The organism is Reyranella soli (genome assembly GCF_007992495.1).
In the GTDB taxonomy this organism is placed as follows: Bacteria; Pseudomonadota; Alphaproteobacteria; order Reyranellales; family Reyranellaceae; genus Reyranella; species Reyranella soli.
Window position 1 is genome coordinate 78856 of sequence record NZ_BKAJ01000045.1, and the last position, 20998, is coordinate 99853.

At 66.6% G+C, this 20998-nt stretch carries 24 protein-coding genes; 10 read left to right on the forward strand and 14 right to left on the reverse strand.

Annotated elements, in window-relative coordinates:
* Positions 1–55 precede the first annotated feature (55 nt).
* The 6 genes from RSO01_RS50260 to RSO01_RS14670 all read left to right on the forward strand — a co-directional run bounded on the left by RSO01_RS50260 (position 56) and on the right by RSO01_RS14670 (position 5742).
* Complete coding sequence (locus RSO01_RS50260; protein ID WP_170303066.1) at positions 56–1315, forward strand: paraquat-inducible protein A; 1260 nt, start codon at positions 56–58, stop codon at positions 1313–1315.
* 131 nt (positions 1316–1446) lie between these two features.
* Positions 1447–2835: an ankyrin repeat domain-containing protein gene (locus RSO01_RS14650; RefSeq protein ID WP_147149844.1), complete on the forward strand. Its 1389-nt coding sequence runs from the start codon at positions 1447–1449 to the stop codon at positions 2833–2835.
* 172 nt (positions 2836–3007) lie between these two features.
* Complete coding sequence (locus RSO01_RS14655; RefSeq protein ID WP_147149845.1) at positions 3008–3889, forward strand: polysaccharide deacetylase family protein; 882 nt, start codon at positions 3008–3010, stop codon at positions 3887–3889.
* Positions 3890–4020: 131 nt separating this feature from the next.
* Positions 4021–4356: a hypothetical protein gene (locus RSO01_RS14660; RefSeq protein WP_147149846.1), complete on the forward strand. Its 336-nt coding sequence runs from the start codon at positions 4021–4023 to the stop codon at positions 4354–4356.
* An 8-nt stretch (positions 4357–4364) separates the two neighbouring features.
* Entirely contained in the window at positions 4365–5429 is a 1065-nt protein-coding gene (locus RSO01_RS14665; RefSeq protein WP_147149847.1) for a CobW family GTP-binding protein, read from the forward strand.
* Between the two features lie 22 nt (positions 5430–5451).
* The gene (locus RSO01_RS14670) at positions 5452–5742 is read left to right on the forward strand and encodes a hypothetical protein (RefSeq protein WP_147149848.1); all 291 of its coding nucleotides are present in this window, start codon (positions 5452–5454) and stop codon (positions 5740–5742) included.
* A gap of 3 nt (positions 5743–5745) precedes the next feature.
* Here RSO01_RS14670 and RSO01_RS14675 read toward each other — a convergent pair whose 3' ends face one another.
* From RSO01_RS14675 to RSO01_RS14725, 11 genes are all read right to left on the reverse strand, one after another.
* Positions 5746–6798, reverse strand: coding sequence for an aromatic ring-hydroxylating dioxygenase subunit alpha (locus tag RSO01_RS14675; RefSeq protein WP_147149849.1), 1053 nt, complete (start codon positions 6796–6798; stop codon positions 5746–5748).
* A gap of 53 nt (positions 6799–6851) precedes the next feature.
* Positions 6852–7355, reverse strand: coding sequence for a MarR family winged helix-turn-helix transcriptional regulator (locus tag RSO01_RS14680; RefSeq protein WP_147149850.1), 504 nt, complete (start codon positions 7353–7355; stop codon positions 6852–6854).
* A 37-nt stretch (positions 7356–7392) separates the two neighbouring features.
* Positions 7393–7806 carry a four-helix bundle copper-binding protein gene (locus tag RSO01_RS14685; RefSeq protein WP_147149851.1) on the reverse strand — a complete coding sequence of 138 codons (414 nt, stop codon included), beginning with the start codon at positions 7804–7806 and terminating at the stop codon, positions 7393–7395.
* Positions 7807–7858: 52 nt separating this feature from the next.
* A complete protein-coding gene (locus tag RSO01_RS14690) occupies positions 7859–8344 on the reverse strand; it encodes a DUF1772 domain-containing protein (RefSeq protein WP_147149852.1) in 486 nt (161 codons plus the stop codon).
* Positions 8345–8386: 42 nt separating this feature from the next.
* Positions 8387–9040 (reverse strand): imidazole glycerol phosphate synthase subunit HisH, encoded by a 654-nt coding sequence (hisH, locus tag RSO01_RS14695; RefSeq protein ID WP_147149853.1) that lies wholly within the window; start codon positions 9038–9040, stop codon positions 8387–8389.
* A 10-nt stretch (positions 9041–9050) separates the two neighbouring features.
* Positions 9051–9662 (reverse strand): imidazoleglycerol-phosphate dehydratase HisB, encoded by a 612-nt coding sequence (gene hisB, locus RSO01_RS14700; protein ID WP_147149904.1) that lies wholly within the window; start codon positions 9660–9662, stop codon positions 9051–9053.
* A gap of 93 nt (positions 9663–9755) precedes the next feature.
* Positions 9756–10514 carry a DMT family transporter gene (locus RSO01_RS14705; protein ID WP_281291457.1) on the reverse strand — a complete coding sequence of 253 codons (759 nt, stop codon included), beginning with the start codon at positions 10512–10514 and terminating at the stop codon, positions 9756–9758.
* A gap of 295 nt (positions 10515–10809) precedes the next feature.
* On the reverse strand, positions 10810–12081 hold the full coding sequence (locus RSO01_RS14710) for an acyl-CoA dehydrogenase family protein (protein WP_147149855.1): 1272 nt from the start codon (positions 12079–12081) through the stop codon (positions 10810–10812).
* A gap of 27 nt (positions 12082–12108) precedes the next feature.
* Positions 12109–13374, reverse strand: coding sequence for a sensor histidine kinase (locus RSO01_RS14715; RefSeq protein ID WP_147149856.1), 1266 nt, complete (start codon positions 13372–13374; stop codon positions 12109–12111).
* Between the two features lie 185 nt (positions 13375–13559).
* Positions 13560–14249, reverse strand: a complete 690-nt coding sequence (locus RSO01_RS14720; RefSeq protein ID WP_147149905.1) for a response regulator — start codon at positions 14247–14249, stop codon at positions 13560–13562.
* Between the two features lie 42 nt (positions 14250–14291).
* Positions 14292–14756 carry a Spy/CpxP family protein refolding chaperone gene (locus RSO01_RS14725; protein WP_147149857.1) on the reverse strand — a complete coding sequence of 155 codons (465 nt, stop codon included), beginning with the start codon at positions 14754–14756 and terminating at the stop codon, positions 14292–14294.
* Positions 14757–14852: 96 nt separating this feature from the next.
* On the opposite strand from RSO01_RS14725, the gene RSO01_RS14730 reads away from it, so the two are divergent.
* Positions 14853–15368, forward strand: coding sequence for a GNAT family N-acetyltransferase (locus RSO01_RS14730; RefSeq protein WP_147149858.1), 516 nt, complete (start codon positions 14853–14855; stop codon positions 15366–15368).
* On the opposite strand, the gene RSO01_RS14735 is transcribed toward RSO01_RS14730, so the two are convergent.
* Positions 15365–17515 carry an ATP-binding protein gene (locus RSO01_RS14735; RefSeq protein WP_147149859.1) on the reverse strand — a complete coding sequence of 717 codons (2151 nt, stop codon included), beginning with the start codon at positions 17513–17515 and terminating at the stop codon, positions 15365–15367. The two genes, RSO01_RS14730 and RSO01_RS14735, sit on opposite strands and share 4 nt — an antisense overlap.
* A gap of 158 nt (positions 17516–17673) precedes the next feature.
* Here RSO01_RS14735 and RSO01_RS14740 point away from each other — a divergent pair, with 158 nt between their 5' ends.
* The 3 genes from RSO01_RS14740 (at position 17674) to RSO01_RS14750 (ending at position 19465) form a co-directional block, all read left to right on the forward strand.
* The gene (locus RSO01_RS14740) at positions 17674–18498 is read left to right on the forward strand and encodes a response regulator (RefSeq protein ID WP_170303067.1); all 825 of its coding nucleotides are present in this window, start codon (positions 17674–17676) and stop codon (positions 18496–18498) included.
* A gap of 152 nt (positions 18499–18650) precedes the next feature.
* Positions 18651–19025, forward strand: coding sequence for a response regulator (locus RSO01_RS14745; RefSeq protein WP_147149861.1), 375 nt, complete (start codon positions 18651–18653; stop codon positions 19023–19025).
* A gap of 191 nt (positions 19026–19216) precedes the next feature.
* Positions 19217–19465 carry a hypothetical protein gene (locus RSO01_RS14750; protein ID WP_147149862.1) on the forward strand — a complete coding sequence of 83 codons (249 nt, stop codon included), beginning with the start codon at positions 19217–19219 and terminating at the stop codon, positions 19463–19465.
* 21 nt (positions 19466–19486) lie between these two features.
* On the opposite strand, the gene hisN is transcribed toward RSO01_RS14750, so the two are convergent.
* Positions 19487–20305, reverse strand: coding sequence for a histidinol-phosphatase (gene hisN / locus RSO01_RS14755; protein WP_147149863.1), 819 nt, complete (start codon positions 20303–20305; stop codon positions 19487–19489).
* 15 nt (positions 20306–20320) lie between these two features.
* Positions 20321–20851, reverse strand: a complete 531-nt coding sequence (locus RSO01_RS14760; protein WP_147149864.1) for a c-type cytochrome — start codon at positions 20849–20851, stop codon at positions 20321–20323.
* Positions 20852–20998 lie beyond the last annotated feature (147 nt).

Sequence of the window (20998 nt, forward strand, 5' to 3'; positions counted from 1 at the left end):
CAAGCCGCAGCTCCGGGAGTGTCCGGGCTGCGGCTTGTTCCAGATCGTGCCAGCGATGGCGCCTGGCTTGCGCAGCAACTGCACGCGCTGCGGCACTGTGCTGCGCGTCAGCCGCGTCGACCCGCTGAACCGGCATCTCGCGCTCACCTTCGCCGCCATGGTGCTGTTCGTCGTCGTGTGGGAAGGCATGCTGATGAAGGTCTCCGCCGTCGGCATCGTGCGCGAGACCATCCTGGAGTCCGGACCGCGCGAGCTGGTCGCGCGCGGCCTGTGGCCGATCGCCATCGCGGTCGCCTTCACGACGGCCTATGCGCCGCTCGGCAAGTTCTTGGCCACGCTCTATGTGCTGATCGGGCTCAAGCTGCGGCACCCGCCGCCCAGGATTCGCGACGCCTTCCTGCTGTCCCGCCGGCTCAACACCTGGTGCATGCTGGAAGTTCTGCTGCTCGGCGTGTTCGTGGCCTACACCAAGCTCGGCGACCTGGTGACCATCGAGCTCGGTCCCGCCGTCTATGCGCTCGGTGTGCTGACCGTCGTCTGGGTATGGGCCGAGGTCGCGTTCGATCCGCACGCTGCGTGGGAGGAGATCGAGCGGCGCGGCCTGACGCATGCGCCCATGCCCGCTGATCCGCCGCTTGCCTGGCGGCCGGGCGCCATGGGTTGCGAAGGCTGCGGCCTGGTCTGCGTGCCGGCCGAGACCGACGGCCATTGCCCGCGCTGCGGCTCGATGGTGCATGAACGCAAGCCCAACAGCGTGTCGCGCACCTGGGCCTTGGTGCTGGCCGCTGTCGTTCTCTACATACCGGCGAACGTCTATCCGGTGCTGACGGTGATCCAGCTTGGCGCCGGTGAGCCCAGCACCATCATGGGCGGCGTCGAGGAGCTGCTGGATTCCGGCATGTATCCGCTGGCCGCCCTGGTGTTCTTCGCCAGCATCATGGTGCCGCTGTTCAAGCTTTTAGGACTGGGCAGCATGCTGACGGCAACCCAGCTTGGGCGTCCCGGAGCGGGCGCGTCCATCCTGATCCACGAGCGCACGGTGCTCTATCACGTCGTCGCCTGGATCGGCCGCTGGTCGATGGTCGACATCTTCATGGAATCGCTGCTGGGTGCGCTGGTGCAGTTCGGTCGCGCCGTCACCATCGAGCCCGGCGTCGGCGCGCTCGCTTTCTGCGCCGTGGTCTTCATCACCATCTTCGCCGCCGAGACCTTCGATCCGCGCCTGATGTGGGACGCCGCGGGCCGCAACCCGCACCGTGCGCCCGCATCCCGTCCGGACGGCGCGGCTCTTGCACCCTCGGCCTCGGCCTCGTAGTTTCGGGGCCGGCCGGCAAGGCGGCCACCCGTCCGCGGAGAGGGCCAAGCCCACCTTCTGATTTCGCCTTTGGTCATTTCGACCTTTCCTGCCCGCGAGCGGACACCGGGTCTTTTGGGAAAGGGAGAACCATGTCCGAGCTTCCTGCTCGTCCTTCCAAGGAACATCTGCGCAAACAGGCCAAGCGCCTGGCCCGCGACAAGTCGCTGGGTCTGGCCGAGGCGCAACGCAAACTCGCTGCCGACTATGGCGCACCGAATTGGGCCGAGCTGATGCGGCGCGTCGATGCGGCGCGCGGCGGCGAAGCAGCACCGCTTCCGCCGCTCGCCGCGGCCGCACGAGCCGGCGACTTGGCGGCGGTCCGACGCCTTATTGCCGAAGGGCAGCCGACCGACGAGGGCAGCGCCAAGATCGGACCGCCGCTATGGCAGGCCTGCGCCTCCGACGCACCAGCCGAGGTGCGGATCGCAATCGCCGACGCGCTGCTTTCTGCCGGCGCCAGCCCTCGGCACGACGGTGGCGGCGAGACCGCGTTGCATGCCGCGGCCAACCGCGGTCCGCTGGCCCTGGCCGAGCTGCTGATTCGCGGCGGCGCTCTGGAATGGCAACTGGATGCCAAGGGCCGGACGCCGCTCGACGCAGCGTGCCGGGGCGAGGCGGTTGACAAGGCTGCCATCATCGAGCTGCTCGCCCGGCCGGTGATCCGCGATCCCTCGTTCCGTGCTGCCGTGACGGCCCTGCAAGGCGGCGACGCGACCGGGCTCGCGCGCCTGCTCGACGATGAGCCTCGTCTGTTGCGCGAGCGCATCCTGGAACCCGAGTGCTATCGCGAAGCCAGCCGATCGCAATACTTTCGCGATCCCAAGCTGTTCTGGTTCATCGCCAACAATCCGACGCTGATGAAGCGCATGCCGGACAACATCGTCGAGGTTGCCGACGTGATGATCGCCCGCGGCGTCGACCGAACCGACCTCGACTATGCTTTGGAGCTGGTCATGACGAGCTCACCGGCCCGCGAGCAGGGGCTGCAGATCCCATTGCTCGAACGGCTGATGAAGGCCGGTGCGACGCCGACCTCGAGGGCCATCGACGTGACGTTGGCCCATTGGGAGCTCGAGCCCATTCAGGCATTGCTGCGGGCCGGCCATCCGATGACGGCGCCGATCGCGGCAGCGCTTGGCCGTACCGACCGGCTTGAGCCGTTGTTGCGCGAGGCATCGGCCGCGGACATCCAGAACGCCTTCGGCATGGCGGTCATCAATCGCCAGACTGAAGCTGCGCGCCTTGCGCTCGATGCTGGCGCCGACGTCAATAGCTTCCTGCCCGTGCATAGCCACAGCACGGCCCTGCACCAGGCGGCGATCGACGAGAACCTTGCGCTGATCGACTTGCTGCTGGCGCGCGGCGCCCGCGCCGACATTGCAGACAAGCTGTGGGACAGCACGCCGCTCGGCTGGGCGCGGCATCAGGGGAAGGACAGTACTGCGGACTATCTGGAGCGCTTGATGGGTCGGCCCTAGCGCTTGGTGTCATCCCGAGCGTAGCGAGGGACCTTTCCTGTTGCCATAAAGGTCCCTCGCTTGCGCTCGGGATGACAGCTTTTCGGTAACCCGCGCTATGCGTCAACGCAGGCTCCTCGCGGAACGCTTTTTGCTCCACCGTGCTTACTGAACTGGAAGGGAGCATCTGACGATGGGCAAGGAGATCCTGTGTGGCTTCGGTATCGACGTCGACGCCGTGGCCGGCTGGTTGGGCAGCTACGGCGGCGAGGACTCGCCGGACGACATCTCGCGCGGCCTGTTTGCCGGTGAGGTCGGCAGCCCGCGACTGCTGAAGATGTTCGAGCGGCTTGGCATCAAGACCACCTGGTTCATTCCCGGCCATTCGATCGAGACGTTCCCCAAGGAGATGAAGGCCGTGGCCGATGCCGGTCACGAGATCGGCATCCACGGCTACAGCCACGAGAATCCCATCGCCATGACGCGCGAGCAGGAGATGGAGATTCTCGACAAGTGCATCGACCTTGTAACCAAACTGTCAGGCAAGCGCCCGACCGGCTACGTGGCGCCCTGGTGGGAATTCTCGGCCGTCACCAACGAGCTGCTACTGGAACGCGGCATCAAGTACGACCATTCGCTGATGCACAACGACCACCAGCCCTACTATGTGCGCGTCGGCGACAGCTGGACCAAGATCGACTACGCCAAGAAGCCGCATGAATGGATGGTGCCGCTGAAGCGCGGCCAGGAGACCGACCTGATCGAGATCCCGGCGAGCTGGTACCTCGACGACCTGCCACCCATGATGTTCATCAAGAAGTCGCCGAACAGCCACGGCTTCGTCAATCCGCGAGACATCGAGGAGATGTGGCGCGACCAGTTCGACTGGGTCTATCGCGAGTACGACTACGCGGTGTTCCCCATGACCATCCATCCCGACGTGTCGGGCCGGCCGCACGTGCTGATGATGCTGGAGCGCCTCTACCATCACATGATCGGCCATCCCGGCGTGCGGTTCGTGACCATGAACGAAATGGCCGACGACTTTGCGCGGCGGTCTCCGAGGAAGAAGTGATGACGCACTTGCCGTCATCCCGACCGAAGCCTCGCGTAGCGAGGCGCAGCGGAGGGACCTGTTCATGCAACGTCTGCACAAGAACAGGTCCCTCGACTTCGCTTCGCTTCGCTCGGGATGACGGTTAGGCCATGTGCTCCCTGTGCGGCGTCCTCGGCGGCAGCGGTCACTGGACCGACGCTGCCGCGCGTCCCGGCATCTTCACGCGCAACGTCGACAGCCCGCAGCGGCGGCGTGAGCGGGCACATCGTATCGCCTGCGCCAGCCGGGTGCTCGCCTACTACGGCCTGACACTCAGCGACTGGCAGGCGAGCTCGTTTGTCCTGTCGACGGCGACCGGCAAGACCGAGCTGGTCGAGGACCTCGGCCATCTGTGGGCTGCCGCCGAAAGGCTCTTAGGCCGGCCCTGCGATCCGCTCGATCCTGACCTCATCGTCCGGCTGGAAGGCAGCGGTCTTCATGACTGAGGGCCCCGATGCCTGAACCCGTCTTCACGCCCGTCAACCTGATCACGGGCTTCCTGGGCTCGGGCAAGACCACGCTGCTGCAGCGCCTGCTCGCTGACCCTGCTCTGGCCGACACCGCCGTGCTGATCAACGAGTTCGGCGAGGTCGGGCTCGATCATCACCTGCTGGAGCGCATCGACGACACCATGGTGCTGCTGCAGTCGGGTTGCCTGTGCTGCACCATCCGCGGCGAGCTTTCGATGGCGATCAGGGACCTCCATTCCAAACGAGAGCGCGGGACGGTGCCGCGCTTCCGCCGGCTGGTTGTCGAGAGCACGGGGCTCGCTGATCCGTTCCCCATCCTGTCGACGGTGCAGGCTGATCCCGTGCTGCGCCATCACTTCCGGCTGGGCAACGTCATCACCACGGTGGATGCCGTCAACGGCCTCGGCCAGCTCGCCCGTCAGGTCGAATGCACCAAGCAGATTGCCGTCGCCGATCGCCTCGTCCTGACCAAGACCGATCTCGCCGAAGCGGCGGCCGCCGATGCCCTCGTCGAGCGCCTCGGCCGCATCAATCCGTCGGCGCCGCTGTGGCGCGCCGCCGAAGAGCCGATCGATGCCGAGGCGCTGCTGTCGCACGACCTGTTCGCAACGGCGGGCAGAAGCGAGGCCGCGCGGCGCTGGTTCTCGGTGGAACTGGGCGACGGATCCGCTGAGGCGGGCGATCGCAATCGGCATGACGAAAGCATCCACGCCTTCGCCCTGGCCTTCGAGGGCCCGCTCGATTGGACCCTGTTCGGCCTATGGCTCAGCATGTTGCTGAACCGCCACGGTGACCGGGTGCTGCGCGTAAAAGGAATTTTGAACGTCGCCGATGCCGCCGCGCCGGTCGCGATCCATGGCGTCCAGCGCCTGGTTCATCCGCCTGTCCATATGGCGGCCTGGCCGGACGACGACCGGCGCTCGCGCCTGGTCTTCATCGTCGACGGGCTGGATCGTGGGCTAATCGAGCGTTCGCTCATGGCGTTCCTGCAGGCCGGCCCACAGCCACCCGCCGCCGCTTTTAGGCCCAGTTTGCAACCCACCTTGTAGTTGCAAGCCTGTAGGTGCCGTCATGTCAAAAGTCTTGGTCGTCCTGGCCGCCGTCGCGGCCGTCTGCCTGCCGCCGGCAGCTTATGCCCAGCAGGGCAGCCGCGCCGCCGATCTGCAATATTGCGCTCAGCTCAGCAACCTTTACGTCCGCTATGTCGGACGGTCGGAAGCCGGCCCGAACGCGCCCGTGAGACCCGACGTCAACGGCGGCGTCGCGCTCGCCAAGTGCAAGGGGGGCGACACGGTGGCCGCGATCCCGGTTCTCGAGCGCAAGCTCGTCAATGCGGGCTTCACCTTGCCACCGCGCGGCTAGGATCTATTCAGCCGCTGTCGCCAGCGGCGGCGTAGTCCTCGCTTCAGCGGCCAGCGTGCGCTCGACCAGCCAGCGGTAGCGGCTGAGTGCCAGGTCGGCGCGGATGGCCGTCATCCGGAAGTCGGGCCGCTTGGCGAGGTTTCTGGCCTGCGCCATCACCATGGTGCGGTCCTCCTCGAAGGCCTCGACGATGCTCTGATGGATCGACGCCGTGACCTCCGGGCGGTCGATGGCGAAGTTGTGCGGCTGGCCGAAGAAGTAGTGGGTCGTCGTTTCGCTCTCGGGCGTCAGCGCCTGGCAGCTATGGAACATGACGGCGTTCTCGCGATTGCCCTGCTGGGCGCCGGTGCCGGCAGGGCTCATGCCCGAATCCATCAGGAAGAGGCCGGGGATCAGAAAATCATAGATGTTCCAGCGGTCGACCAGGCCGTCGAAGGGCTGCACCTTCTGCACGAACGGCGGTGGCGCCGTGTTGAGCGCCCAACGGGTCACCCTGAGGCCGCGCTCCAGCATCTCGACGGTGGCGGGGTTGCGCGCGTAGTCCTCCGAGCCGCCGAGCGTCGTGGGATGGACGTAGGGCAGGTGCGCGAGATCGAGCAGGTTGTCGCAGATCAGCAGGTAGTTCGTGTCGTAGTGGGTGTAGCCGTCGAGGCTGCGCCAGCCCGGATCGTCGAGCCAATGCGTGTCGGGGATCAGCGCGGGATCGGCCTTGGCCGCGTCGCCCATCCAGATCCAGATCCAGCGATGGCGCTCGACCACCGGGAAGGTGCGCACGCAGGCATTGGCGGGGACGGTGTCCTGCGACGGCACCTCGATGCACTTGCCGCTGCGGTCGAACAGCAGACCGTGATAGAGGCAGCGCACGCTGTCGCCTTCGCGCCGGCCGCGCGACAGCGGCGCGCCGCGGTGGCAGCACATGTCCTCGAAGGCCACGACCTTGCCCGCTTGGTCGCGCCACAGCGCCACTGGCAGGCCGAGAAGCGTGCGCGCCAGGAAGCCGTCCTGCGGTACCTCCTTGCTCCATCCCGCCACGCACCAGGTGTTCTTGATGAACATGGTTTCCTCCCGATCAGGTACGGGGGTAAGCCTGCGGCTCGTTTGTTGACTTGTCAACGTTCCGGCGGGACATCGATCGGCGCGTTCATGGCCGGGATGCGCCTATGCAGGCGGTTCAGGAGGCCGATCAGGACCTCGCGCTCGGCGGCGGACAGGTCGCCCAGCAGGCGCTGCTCGCGGGCGAGCGAGATCGCCAGGATGCGGCCATGCAGGCGCCAGCCCCGGTCGGTGAGCGCATAGACCAGGCTGCGGCCGTCGGAGTGATGGGAGCGGGCGCGGACCAGTCCCTTGTCCTGCAGCATGGCGAGCGACCGGCTGACCGCGGCCTTGTCGAAGCCGATCACCTTGCAGACGCGTCCGGCGGCGATCCACGGCTCGACCCCGAGCATGGCCATGATGCGCCATTCCGTGGTGCCGACGCCGAAGTGCCGGCGCAGGATCGCCGACGCGCCGCTGGTGAGCTTGTTGGCGAGAAACACCAGCAAGGCCGGCACGTAACGCTCGAGATCGAGCACTTCGCGCGTCCGCCCGCGCCGGGATGATTTCGTCTTCGCCATTGTTCAGCCGGACCCTAGCCCGGTCGAACGGGGATGCCTACGGGCCTGTCGCTCCGCCGCCGGTCGCTGCCTGATGGCAGGCTCGTTCGCATTGCCGGCACGTTTCGGCGCAGATGCGGCAATGCTCATGGTGGCCGGCGTGCCGGTCGCATTCGTCGGCGCACAGACGGCAGAAGTCGGCGCAGGTTTCCAGCATCTGCACCATCAGGGCCGACGTCGCGGCGGTCCGCCGGGTCAGTACCGACCCGGTGCTGGCGCAGGCATCGGCGCAATCGAGATCGAGGCGGATGCAGCGCGAGAGCTGCGAGGAGTTGGCCTCGGCGAGGCAGGCGTCGGCGCAGGAGATGCAGGTCTGGGCGCAATCGAAGCAGGCTTCTATGCATTGAACCAGGGCGTCATTGACCACGCCGGCCGCTTCGGGATGGCTGGACAACATCTCGCGCACGCGCATGCCGCTCTCTCCTGTGGGGAATAGGACAGAAACGCCTGGCGCCGGAGATAGGTTACCGCGCGCCTGCCGGATTAGCTGTGGAAGTCCGGCCGAGGATGGCGATGGCCAGCAGGCAAAAAGCCACGAGCTGCAGGACGGCGCCTACGGCATGGGAGTATTCCCATTGTCGACGCAGCATCTCCCAGCTGTCAGGCGGCTGGGTCCAATTTACCGTGGCGACGTTCGCCGGATAGGTGAACAGCCAGAACACGACCTGGGCCGCCACGACCGAGACCAAGGCAAGAAGGATAAGCGTCAGTGTGCGCGGATTCATCCGCGCCAGGTAAGCCGCCGCCGCCAGCGACGCGATCTGAACGAGCAGCAGCCAGCCGAGCTGGCTCCAACCGCGATAGGCTTTCTGGACGATGAAGTATTCATCGCGCGGCAGGTCGATCTTGTTGGGCAACTCGAAGAGGTGAGCCAAGGCGGGGCCGAGGACCAGGGCCGATGCCAGCAAGGCCACAAAGAAGACGATGTTCGTGCCGCGCAGAGATGACATGCCGGGCTAACGCCTGATCATCGAAGCGGTTTCGGACGGCCGTCACGGCTTCCAGCGCAGGAAGTTCGCAATCAGGCGCAGGCCCGTCGCCTGGCTCTTCTCGGGATGGAACTGCGTGCCGACGAGATTGTCGCGGCCGACGACGGCGGTGATCGGCCCACCATAATCGGTGAGCGCCAGCACCGTTTCCGGCCGGCTCGCCTTGAGCTGGAAGGAGTGCACGAAGTAGGCGTGATCGTGCGCGGCGATGCCTTCGAGCAGTGCATGTGGCTTCAGCGAATCGAGCTCGTTCCAGCCCATGTGCGGGATTTTCAGATGATCCTTGCCCGCCGCCCCTTGGGGATCGATGCGCACCACGTCGCCCTGGATCCAGTCGAGGCCGGCATGGATGCCGTATTCGACGCCGCGCGTGGCCATGAGCTGCATGCCAACGCAGATGCCGAGGAAGGGCTTGCCCTGCTCGATCACCGCGCGCTGCAGCGTGTCGACCATGCCCGGCACGCCGTAGAGGCCGGCGCGGCAGTCGGCGAAGGCGCCGACGCCCGGCAGCACGATGCGGTCGGCGTTGGCCACTTCGCGCGGGTTGGAGGTCACCAGCACGCGGTCGTCCACGCCGGCCTCGCGGGCGGCGCGTTCGATGGCTTTGGCAGCGGAGCGGAGGTTGCCCGATCCGTAATCGACGATGGCGACGGTCATCGTATTGCGTTCAGAGAACGCCCTTGGTGCTGGGAACCGCCGTGGTCTGGCGCGGATCGATCTCGACGGCGACGCGCAGCGCGCGCGCGAGACCCTTGAAGCAGCTCTCGACGATATGGTGGTTATTGTCGCCGTAGTGGTTCCACACGTGCAAGGTCAGCCCGCCGAGCTGGGCGAAGGCCTGGAACCACTCCTTGAACAGCTCGGTGTCCATAGTGCCGAGCTTGGGCTTGGAGAAATCCACCTTCCAGATCAGGTAGGGCCGGTTGGAGGCGTCGAGTGCCACCTCGGTCAAGGTCTCGTCCATCGGGATGTGCGCGGCGCCGTAGCGGCGGATGCCGGCGCGATCGCCCAGCGCCTTGGTCAGGCACTCGCCCAGCACGATGCCTGAATCCTCGGTGGTGTGATGGTAGTCGATGTGCAGGTCGCCCTCGGCGCGCAGCGTGATGTCGATCAGGCTGTGGCGGCTCAACTGCTCCAGCATGTGGTCGAGGAAGCCGATGCCGGTCTTGATGTCGTACTTGCCGGTGCCGTCGAGATTGATGGCGGCGGCGATGCGCGTCTCCTTGGTGGCGCGCGACACGAAGGCCCGCCGACCGCCCGAGCCGGGGGTGGTGAGCATCTGGGTCACGGTTGCCTTGGGAGCAGCCTTTTTCTTGACGGGCGAGCTACTGGCCTGGCGGGCCATTTTAAGTCCTCTAAGTTGCCAGCCCGTTCATACAGGAACCCGCGCCGCACGGTCGAGCGCCACGCGCGTCAGAATGACGCCCAGGAGCACGATCAGGCCGCCCAGCACGCGGGCTGCGGTCAACGGATCGCCGAAAAAGGCGGCCGACAGGCCCACGCCAGCTATCGGGATCAGGTACATGTAGACCATGACCCGGCTCACCCCGAGCCGCTCCAGCCCGGCTGTCAGGCCGAGGAAGGCCACGCCGACGGGGAAGATCGCGGTGTAGAGCCAGAAGCCCAGCAGGCGGTCGTCGAGGCGGGCGAATTCACCCGGCGAATCGAACAGGAGCGCGATCGGCAGCAGGATCAGCGAGCCGATCAGGGTGGTCCAGGCGATGACCGGCAGAGCGCCCAGCCGCAGGTTGTAGGGCGCACTGCGCTCGACATAGAGCGCCCAGGCAAAGGCGGCCACCATCCAGATCAGCGTCCCGTCCAGGCTGCCGAAAGAGAGCGTGAAGCGCGTCAGCGAGTTGTTGACCACGACCACGACGCCCGCGAAGGCGATGACGATGCCGAGCCAGCCCAGCGCCGGCAGGCGACGGCCGGCGAACCACGCGAGGATGGCCGAGAAGGCCGTCGTGGTGGTCATGACGATCGAGCCGACCGATGGCGGCGTGCGTGCCATCGCCAAGCCCCAGGAGGCCTGGAACAAGGCGACCCCGACCAGCGACAGCAGGAACATCGGCAGCCAGTCGCGGCGCGCCAGGGCGATGGGTTTGCGCAGCAGCACCGCCACGGCGAACAGGAAGAGGCCCGGCCAGCAGGTAGCGCGAGGCGCTGTAGAGCAAGGGGCTCATGACAGCGAGCACATCCTTGGCGAACGGATAGCTCGAGCCCAGCAGCATCGCCGTGCCGAACATGATGGCATCGCCGGTGAAGCGGTCCTTCATTCCTCCCCCGTCATACGGGGGAGGGTAGGGAGGGGGAAAGCCACACAGGTGATTCCCGAAGATTCCAGATCTGACATGAAATGCATCTCGACGGAGGCCTGCCCCCTCCCGGCCTCCCCCGTATGACGGGGGAGGTGGATGAGGACGAGGTCACCCCTTCGGCGCCGTCGACGCCTTCTGTGCTCCCCAGAAGCCGAACAGCGCGCCCGCCACGCGGCGGATTTGGATCTCCTCGGAACCCTCGGTGATGCGATAGCGGCGATGGTGGCGATAGATGTGCTCGAACGGCGTGTGGCGCGAGTAGCCGATGCCGCCATGGACCTGGATGGCGCGGTCGGCGGCGTCGCAGACCAGGCGGTTGGCGCGATAGTTCGACATCGCCACCCATTCGCTGACGTTCATGTGGTGCTCGCGGTCGAGATGCCAGGCGGTCTTGCGCACCAGGCCGCGCGTCATCTCGGCCTCGGTGTGCAGCTCGGCGAGCGGAAACTGGATCGCCTGGTTGGACGCCAGCGCCTTGCCAAACACCCTGCGGTTCTTGGCGTAGGCCACCGACATGTCGATGCAGTACTGCGCGGCGCCGAGGCTCGAGGCGGCCTGGCGGATGCGGTTCTCGTGCACGAAGGTCTGCGCCACGTCGAGTCCGCGGCCTTCCTCGCCCAGCATGGTCGAGGCCGGCACCTTGACGTCGGTCAGCGACACCTCGGCGTGGTCCGACGGCATGTTGAAGGTCCACCACATGTGCTCGACCTTGAAGCCCTCCGACTTGACCGGCGTCAGGAACGCCGAGATGCCGCGCGCATCGCCGGGCTTGCCCGAGGTGCGGGCAAAGACGAGATCGACTGTCGCCGTATGCATGCCGGTGTTGAACCGCTTCATGCCGTTGATCACCCAGTCGGAGCCCTGCTTCGTCGCCGTGGTCTCCATGAAGGTGGCGTCCGAGCCGTGGTTGGGCTCGGTCAAGCCGAAGGCGATGCGCTCCTTGCCGGTCAACATGCCTTCGAGATAGCGCTCCTTCTGCTCCTTGGTGCCGAAGCGGTGCAGGAGCAGGGCGACGGGGAAATTGCCGACGATCGAGCTCTCGTTCTGCAGGTCGTTGTGCAGGCCGAGCCCCTTGTGCGCCAGATGCTCGCGGATGATGGCCATGGCGAGGTTGGAGCCGTCCTTGCCGCCCAGCTCCTTCGGGAGTCCGAAGCGCAGATGGCCCGCCTTGTCGGCGCGGCGGCGCATCTCGGCCAGAAGCGCCTCCCATTCGTGGCGTGGCTGGCCGTCATTGTCCCAGTCGGTGCGGGCATGCTCGCGGCGATGGTCGAAGAAGCGGATATTGTCATTCTCGCGCTCCAGCGGCCTGATCTCGCGCTCGATGAAGGCATCGAGCTCCCTCAGGTACGCCGAGATCTCGGCAGGAATGTCGAAATCCATGGGGCCGCTCCTCCGGTAAACGTCCGTTCACCTCGTATCTTTAACGGCCGGCAGGTCGATGCGGAAGCGGCTGCCGCCGCTGTCCGCCGCCAGGCAAACGGCGTCGCCGCCGTGACGGCGGGCGATGTCGAGCACCAGGGCGAGGCCAAGCCCGCTGCCGCGGCCACTCTCGCTGCCGCCGGCCAGGCGATAGAAGGGCTCGAAGATCCGTTGTCGCTCCGCTGCCGGCACGCCAGGCCCGTGGTCGGAGACCTCGAGGACCGCACGTCCACTGTCAGCGGTGACGGAGACCGCGATCGGGCCATCGCCGGCGTAGCGCCGGGCATTCTCCAAGAGATTGCGGATCAGCCGCCGTAGCAGCGTGCGATCGCCCGATACGGTGACCGGCTGGCCGGTGGCGTCGAGGTCGAAGCGTGCGGCCTCTTCGGCGGCCAGCGCCAGAAGGTCGACCGGTTCGCGATGCTCCAAAGTCGGCAGGGCTTCCAGTCGGCTGGCCAAAAGGATCTGCTCGATCAGCTGGTCGAGCTCCTCGACGTCGTGCTTCAGCGATTCGCGGGTCTTGGCGTCGGCGCCCTCGCCCAGCAGTGAAGCGGCGACGGCGATGCGGGCGAGCGGCGTGCGCAGCTCGTGGCTGCAATTGGCGAGCAGCATGCGATGGGCGGCGACGAGCTGCTCGATGTGCTCGGCCGAGCGGTTGAAGCTCTGCGCCAGGGCTGCGACCTCGTCGCGGCCCTCGACCTTCACCCGCGCGCCAAGATCGTTGCCGAACTGCTCGACGCCGGCCTTCAGACGCTCGAGCCGTCGGCCGAGCCCCCGCACCACGGGATAAGCGCCGACGGCGACCGCCAGCGCCACCAAGGCGAGAAAGGCGGTGATCCAGAAGGTCGGGCTGATCGGCCGGTCCCGCACCTGGCGGGCGACCAGCCAGCGTCCGTCGGGCAGCAGCAGGGTGAAGTTCGGTCCCCCTGGACCCCGCCGCCAGCCCTGTCGTGCGTTTCTGTGGTCGAAGCGCGGCGGTGGCTTGCCCGCCATGGCGATCATGGTGCCGTTGGGCCGGTAGAGCGCGATGTCGAAGCGAAGCTTGCGATACAGCGATTCGACCGCCGCCTGCTGCTCGCGCGCCGGCGCATCGGCATCGGGCAGCAGCGCACCGGTGAGCTCCGCGGCGACCTCGAAATATTGCGGTGTCCGCGCATCGTCGTCGGCCAGCCGCCACAACAATGCGGCCGCGCCGACGAACACCGCCAGCACGACGAGGATGGTGAGATAGAACTGGAGGTAGAGGCGCTGCATCGCTCAGACCTCCTCATTCTCCTCCCCCGTCATACGGGGGAGGGTAGGGAGGGGGAGAGCCGCACCGGTGATGCCGAAGATTTCAGATCTGAAATACGCCGACACCTCGACGGATGCCTTCCCCCTCTCGGCCTCCCCCGTATGACGGGAGAGGTGAAAGAGGGAGTCGAGGTGAACGAGGGGCATCACCGGTCCTGATCCTTGGCGAAGACGTAGCCCGCGCCGCGGATCGTCAGGATGCGCCGGGGCTTCTTCGGGTCGTCCTCGATGGCGGCACGGATGCGCGAGATGTGGACGTCGACCGAGCGGTCGAAGGCCTCGAGCTTCTCGCCCTTCAGCAGGTCCATCAGCGCGTCGCGCGACAGCACGCGGCCGGCGCGCTCGGCCAGCGCCAGCAGCAGTGCGAACTGGTAGGAGGTGATGGTGCGCTCCTCGCCGTCGACGCGCACCACGCGCGCGCCCTTGTCGATCTCGAGCCGGCCGAAGCTGAGCGTCTCGCTCCTCGCCGGCGTGCCCTTGCGGCGCAGGATGGCGCGCAGGCGGGCCTGCAGCTCGCGCGGCTCGAAGGGTTTGGCGAGATAGTCGTCGGCGCCGACCTCCAGGCCGATCACGCGGTCCATCGGCTCGCCGCGCGCCGTCAGCATCAGGATCGGCAGGTCGCTCACGGTGCGCAGGCGGCGGCAGAGATCGAGGCCGTCGGCGTCTGGCAGCATGAGATCGAGGATGATGGCGTCGAAGGTCTCGCGCTTCAGCAGCGCCTCTCCGTCACGCGCGGTGCCGGCGATGGTCAAACGAAAGCCCGCCCCGCCGAGATAGTCGGAGACCATCCCGGCGAGGCGGCTGTCGTCATCGATCATCAGGATGCGCTCGGCCATCATCTCAGTATCAGGCCGCATCGCACCGGATGTCATCTAGCCTTAGCCGTGCCGCTTGCCGTGCCCCTCGCTCCACGCCTTGAAGAAGGCCTGGCGCTGCGAAGCATTCAGCACGTTCCCGGCATCGACCAGCGCCTTGGTGAAGCGCTTGGAGCTGGCGTCGGCGATCTTCATCTGCTCGGCGCGGATCTGCTCGATCTTCGCCGGGTCGATGGTCGGGGCCTGCATTGCCGCTTCCATTGCCTTGCGGTTCTCGACGCGCTGGCCGTGGAACGCCTTCATGTCGGTGAAGGCGGCCTGCAGGATCGTGCTGACCTGCTTCTTCTGGTCGGTCGAGGCGTCGGTACCCGACAGGGCCTTGTCCACGCGCTTCTCGATGCGCTGCTGGAACTTGGCAGGGTCGAAGGCCTGGCCGTCGGCCTTGGCGAACGCCACGCCGCCGGCCGTCGCCGCGATGCTGCCGGCCAGGAGGGCCGCGAACATCGTCTTCATACTGAGGTTTGCCATGTCAATCTCCGTTGTTTCGGGTGAGGTGGTCCCTGTGGCGGTGATATGGGGCCGGCCGGTTTCGCGTCCCTCTCTGGGGTGTAAAGTTCTGTAAAGATGACCCTGCTCAAGACGGACCGGCTGACCCTTCGGCTGCTCGTGCCCGACGACGCCGAGCCCTACGCCGTCATGCGTTTCCACCCGGAAGTGGCGAAATGGCTGCCGCCGGCGCAAGGCGATCCCTTTGACGCGGCGCGCGCCACCATCAGCCGCTTCGCCGCGGCTTGGCAGGAACGGCGGTACGCGCCGTGGGGCGTTTTCCTTGGCGACAGGCTGATCGGCCATGGCGGCTTGAATTTCGTGCCGGAGTTCGAGGCGACCGAGGTGCTGTGGGCGTTGCATCCGGATGCCTGGGGCCGCGGCTACGCCACGGAGGTGGCGCGTGCGGCGCTCGCCTATGGCTTCGACACGCTTGAGCTCGACCTGATCTTCGCCATTACGCTGCCCGACAACCTCGCCTCGCAGGCGGTGATGAAGCGGCTCGGCCTCACCTATCGCCGCCGCGTCGACTACAAGGCGTTCACCGACATCGTCTGGTACGACATCGACCGCGATTCCTGGAAAGCACTTTAGACCGAGGCTGCGCCGGGCAGGTCGATCTGGAAGACGGCGCCCTCCGTGGACGGCAGCAGCGACAGCGTGCCGCCTGATTCGCGCACGATGCCGAAGGACAGCGACAGGCCGAGGCCGGTTCCCTGGCCGGTCGGCTTGGAGGTGAAGAAGGGCTCGAAGATGCGCTCGCGGATCTCGACCGGCACGCCGGGTCCGTTGTCGGCAATGGTGATGAGAACGTGACCGTCGCCGCCGCGTCCGACGGACAGCACGATCGTCTTGTCGGGACGCATCGATTGCAGCAGCGCATCGCGGGCATTGACCAGCAGGTTGACCAGCGCCTGCTCCAGCAGGTTCTGGTGGCTTTGCACCATCAGCGCCTGTTCACCGAGCTCTTCGCGGACCGTGATGCCGCCGTTGCGCAGGCGCTGGCCGACCAGGATGAGCGCGCCGCGGCATGCCTCGCGCACATCGAACAGGGCAGGCCCGCGGTCAGGCGTGCGCCCGAACACGCGCATGCGGGTCAGGACCGAGGCGGCGCGGTCGACCTGGGCCATGATGCGGCCGAGCTTGCCGGCGACGAACGGGCGCAACTCGCTATCGCTGAGAGGTGGGCGAAAGCCCGGTTCGCGGGGCTCTGGCGGTGCGACCTCGGACAGGGCGTTTTGCGCCGCCATCTTGATGACGTTCAGGGGCTGGCTGAGTTCGTGTGCCATGCCGGTGGTCATTTCGCCCAGGGTGACGAGCTTCGCCGTCTGGGCGATGGCCTGCAGCGCCTGGTGACGCAGCGTCTCGTCGTGTCCCATCAGGATCGTGCAGTCGCCGATCTCGGGCAGCGATCGATGTGACAGCGAGAAATGCAGGTAGTGCGTGGCGTCGCCGGGCCGCACAAGCTGGAGATCGACCTCGATGCCGCGCGCGTCGTCGCCGGCGGCGAAGGCGAGGATGGGCGCGGCGCCGCGCACGGCTTCGTCGCGCAGGATGTCGCCGGCCTCCTTGTCGCGGGCGATGACCTGGCGAAAGCGGTCGTTGCAGTAGATCACGTGGCCTTGGCGGTCGAGCACGGCGCACAGCGCCGTCGGGGTGTCGATCAGGGCCGTCAGCAGGCGGCGCTCCGAAGCCAGCCGCGCCGCCGCTTCGGCGCGCGCGCTCAGCCGCAGGATCTGGGCGGCGACGAGGACGGCGACGGCGCTCAGCAACAGCGCCAGGGTCAGGATGAAATAGAGGCGTTCCCGCCACTGGCCGAGATAGGTCTTGTCGCCGATCGTCACGGTGATCAGCACAGGAAAGCCATCGACCAGGCGTGACGAGACGATGCGTCGTTCCGAATCCGATGGCTGCCACCATGTCGGTTCGCGCGTGATCTCGGCGGCGCCGGAGAGGCCGTTGCGGATCATACGGATCGGCTGGGCGTCGGCGTAGGTCTTGCCCATCAGGTCGGGCACGTTCAACGTCGTCGCAAGCAGTGCCCCGTCGGTCCGGAACAGGGATACCGAGCTGTTCTCGCCGAGCGAGATCAGGCGAAACAGGTTGGAAAAGGAGGCGGCTTCGATGCCGACGACGGCGACGCCCAGCAACTGGCCGTTCTTGGATTTGATCCGGCGCGACAGATAGAACGTCCAGCGCTCGCTGCTGACGTCGGGCAGGGCGCGGCTGATCGAGACCGGCGGGCTGTCGGGGCCGACCTGGGCCAGGAAGGTCTCGCGCTCGCCGATATAGACCGGCGGCGGCGGCCAGTCGGTCGACGAGTTGAGGATATGGCCCTCCTTGTTGAAGATCGAGGCAACGCTGACCTGAGGCAGGCCGGCCAGGCGATCGCGTATGGCCTCGTGGAAGCGACGCTGCTTCATGGCATCGGCGAACTGCGCCTCCGACACGATGTCCTCGTCGGTGATCCAGTCCAGCATCGACCGCAACATGAGGTCGGTCGCGACCAGGGTCTGCTGGGCATAGGCCGCGGTGGTCAGGCTGAAATTGGCCGCCGTCCGCTTCCAGTCGCCCACGGCGTCGCGGTGGCTTTGCCAGATCACGCCGCCGGTGACGCCCCACAACAGCACAATGTTGAGGGCCGCAATGACGAGGATCCCGCGTCCGCTGGAACTCCAGAGTGAGCCCTGCTGCCGCCGCCCGGAGCGCCGGGCTTGCAACAAGGTGTCTAGCTGGCTCAAAGAGCTCCCTCCCGAGGAGACGCTTTGCAGATATTTGCGGACGCACACAACCGGGCAGCCAACGCCTGCCAAAAACCCCGTCGCAATATGCACCGCTTGACGGCCGGGCGTTCCCGCAAAAGTATCCAATTCGGATGCATTCGCCGGGAGCGAGGCAAATGGAAAGGCCGGAGACGACCGCCCAGGACGAACGATCGCTCGACGTCCTGGTGGTCGATGACGACCGGGACGCCGTCGAGGAGCTCGTCGAGTACCTCAGCAAGGCCAACCTGCGCTGCTGGCCCGCCGCCGACGGCTGGGCGGCCCTGCAGGTCCTGGCCGACGGCCATCGACCGCAGGTCGTCGTGACGGACCTCAGGATGCCGGAGTTGAGCGGCATGGAGTTCGCCGAACGGTTGAGCCAACTCGGTGAAGGCGAGCGGCCCGAGATCATCTTTGTCAGCGGCAATGCCGGTTTCGATGATGCCGTGCAGGCGATCAGGCTGGGCGCGCGCGACATGCTGACCAAGCCGATCGATGGCCCGCGCCTGGTCCGGGCGGTGAAGTCCGCCCAGCACGCCCGCCAGATGAGGCTGCGCGCGAAGGAAGCAGCGCCGGCACCGCCGGTCAGCAAGGCAAAAGCGGCCGAGGACGGCGGTCCGATCGCCCGTAAGCGCGCCGCCCTCAGCGAGCTCAAGACCATGCGCCGGCTGCGCAGCCAGTACTTTCCGGCCGAGCTGTTCTCCGACCCGTGCTGGGAGATGCTGCTCGATCTCTACGATGCCGCGCTGGTCGGCGCCGAAGTGACGGTGACCAGCCTGGGCGCCGCGTCGGGTGTGCCGCAGACGACGGCGCTGCGGCGCATGGAAACGCTGCAGGCCCACCTTCTGATCGTTCGGGCCGAGGACAAGGCCGACAAGCGCCGGACCATCATCAAGCTCAGTGATGTCGGCATGCACGCCGTTGAGAACTTCTTCGAGACCTACCTTGGGAGCCGGACATGAACCGACGCTCCAGCTTCCAATTTACTTGAGAGTGCAAAAAGACAGTTGACCTCAGGATATCGTCGAGCCTTAAATTCCGACAAGCGCCTGTGTAATTCCGCCGTAAGCGAGGGGTGAACCCTCCTGCAGCCGGGCTCGCTGGGAAACGGGCAATGAACATCCTGGTTGTCGAGGACGACGCGGATCTATGCGTCGAGATCGTCGAATACCTGGAACGTCGCAACCATCAGGTCAGCGGGCGAGGGACCGTGGCGGCCGCGCGCCAGGCGCTGGCGGCGATGGTCGCCAAGGGAGAGCTCGACGGGGTCGTGTGCGACGTCGGGCTGCCGGACGGCGACGGCTTGCGCCTCTACATCGACAGCGCGGCGCTGGCGCCCAACTGCCGTTGGATCCTGATGTCGGGCGCCCACGACACGGAGCGTCTGCGGCTCGCGCTCAAGGACATGAAGACCAAGCCGGTCGTCCTGGAGAAACCGCTGCCGCTCAAGTTGTTGTGTAACGCGCTGGAAGAGGGTCGCGACCGATAAGGCAGCGATCCGAACGATCCCGGACACATTTCCCGAGCCGATTCGAGGCCGTAAATCCAAGCGGTTTACGGCCGCCACGTGCTGACATCTCCAATCCGGATCGATCGTCCCTCCATAGCGGACCGGTTGAGCAGCGACAGCCGTGACAGACCTTGCAGAATGCCGACGTTCATTAAGCGTGGGGGCTCTGCATGGTCATCAACGGTACAGCGGTTCTCGCCTTCGGCATCATGTCGGTGATCGGTGTTGCCGTTCACAACAACCATCGAGCCAATGCCGCCAGTCCGACCATTGCCGCCGTTGAGATGGCCGCGGCCTCGCGCGAGAGCGCTACGAGCGAACTGCCACCCGGCTATTGGGGCAACCCTGCTACGTCGCCCCTCGCCGGTTTCACGCCGCTCGCGCTACCGCCTGCGCGTCCGATCCTGCGGCTCAACTGAGCTGCGGCGGAAGGCTGGCGATCAGCCGAGCTGGCGACGCTTCTCTGGCGCGCCGGAATCGTCGCCGTTCAGCACGGCCGAGGCGGCGCGGTGGGTGGCGGGATCGCCCGCCGCCAGCACCGATCCGTCGGAATTCATGTCGAGCTCGCTGCCCTGCCAGTCGGTGATCAGGCCGCCCGCGCCTTTGACCACGGGGACGAGGGCTGCGAAGTCGTAGAGCTTCAGGGAATTCTCGACCACCAGGTCGACATGGCCCGAGGCCAGCAGCCCGTAGGCGTAGCAGTCGCCACCCCAACGGAAGAGCTTCACCCGCTGGGTCAACGCCGCGTGGCGCTTCTCCCATTCGCCCGGGAACATGATCGGCGCCGTCGAGTACATGTAGGCATTCGCGAGGTCGGCGCAGGCACGCACAGCGATCGGCTGGCCGTTGAAGGTCGAGCGTTCGCCCGCAACGCCCAGCCAGCGCTCGCCGAGGATAGGCTGGTCGATGATGCCCAACACGGGCTTGCCGTGATGCAGCAGCGCGATCAGCGTGCCGAAGATCGGCAGGCCGGTGATGAAGGCCTTGGTGCCGTCGATCGGATCGAGCACCCAGACGTAGTCGGCGTCTGTGCGCACAGCGCCGTGCTCCTCGCCGAACACGCCATGCTGCGGCACGTGCTCGGTGAGCAGCGCGCGCATGGCGGTCTCGGCCTCGCGATCGGCGATGGTGACGGGGCTCGCGTCGGTCTTGTCGTCGACCGCGACGGCAGTGCGGAAGTAGCGCCTGGCGATCGGCCGTGCCGCGTCGGCAAGACGCTCAGCCAGCGCGACCAGCTCGGCAGGAACCGACCCCGCCATGTTGTTGTCCGGGCCTTAGGGCAGCGGCTGCGGCGAGTCCGACATGGTACGCAGGAAAGCGATCACGTCGGCACGCTCCTGCTCCTTGGGCAGACCGGCGAAGGCCATCTTGGTGCCTTTGATGTAGGCCGTGGGCTTGAAGATCATGTGGTCGATGTCTTCGTAAGTCCACTCGCCACCCTTGGCCTGCATGCCCGACGAGTAGCTGAAGCCCTCGTGGCTGCCCTTCTTGCGGCCGACCACGCCCCACAGGTTGGGACCGACCTTGTTCGGCCCACCCTTGTCGACGGTGTGGCAGGTGAAGCACTGCTTCTGGAAGATCGCCTTGCCGGCATCGACATTCGCGCTGGCGAGCTTGGGCCCGATCGGCGGCAGTTCCTGCGCAGGGGCTGCAGCGGCGGCCGTCTGCGGCGCCTCGTCGGACACCGCGATCGCGGGCTTCTCGAGCTTGTGCGGATGAACCAGGGCGTTGGAGACTTTGCCCACCACCATCGCGAACAACGCCGAGGCCAGAACGCAGCCCGCAACCGTGTTGAAACTGGCCATAGTCAGATCCCGAAGCGCCCAAAAATTCCGGACGTTGCTGTAGCACGCCCTCAGTGCGGCCAGTAGTATCCGATCACGGCTTGGCGCTCGCGCGGCGGAACGTCGCAAGTGCCGGATTTTGCGAGGTTTTTCCGCTCTTCGGCGCAG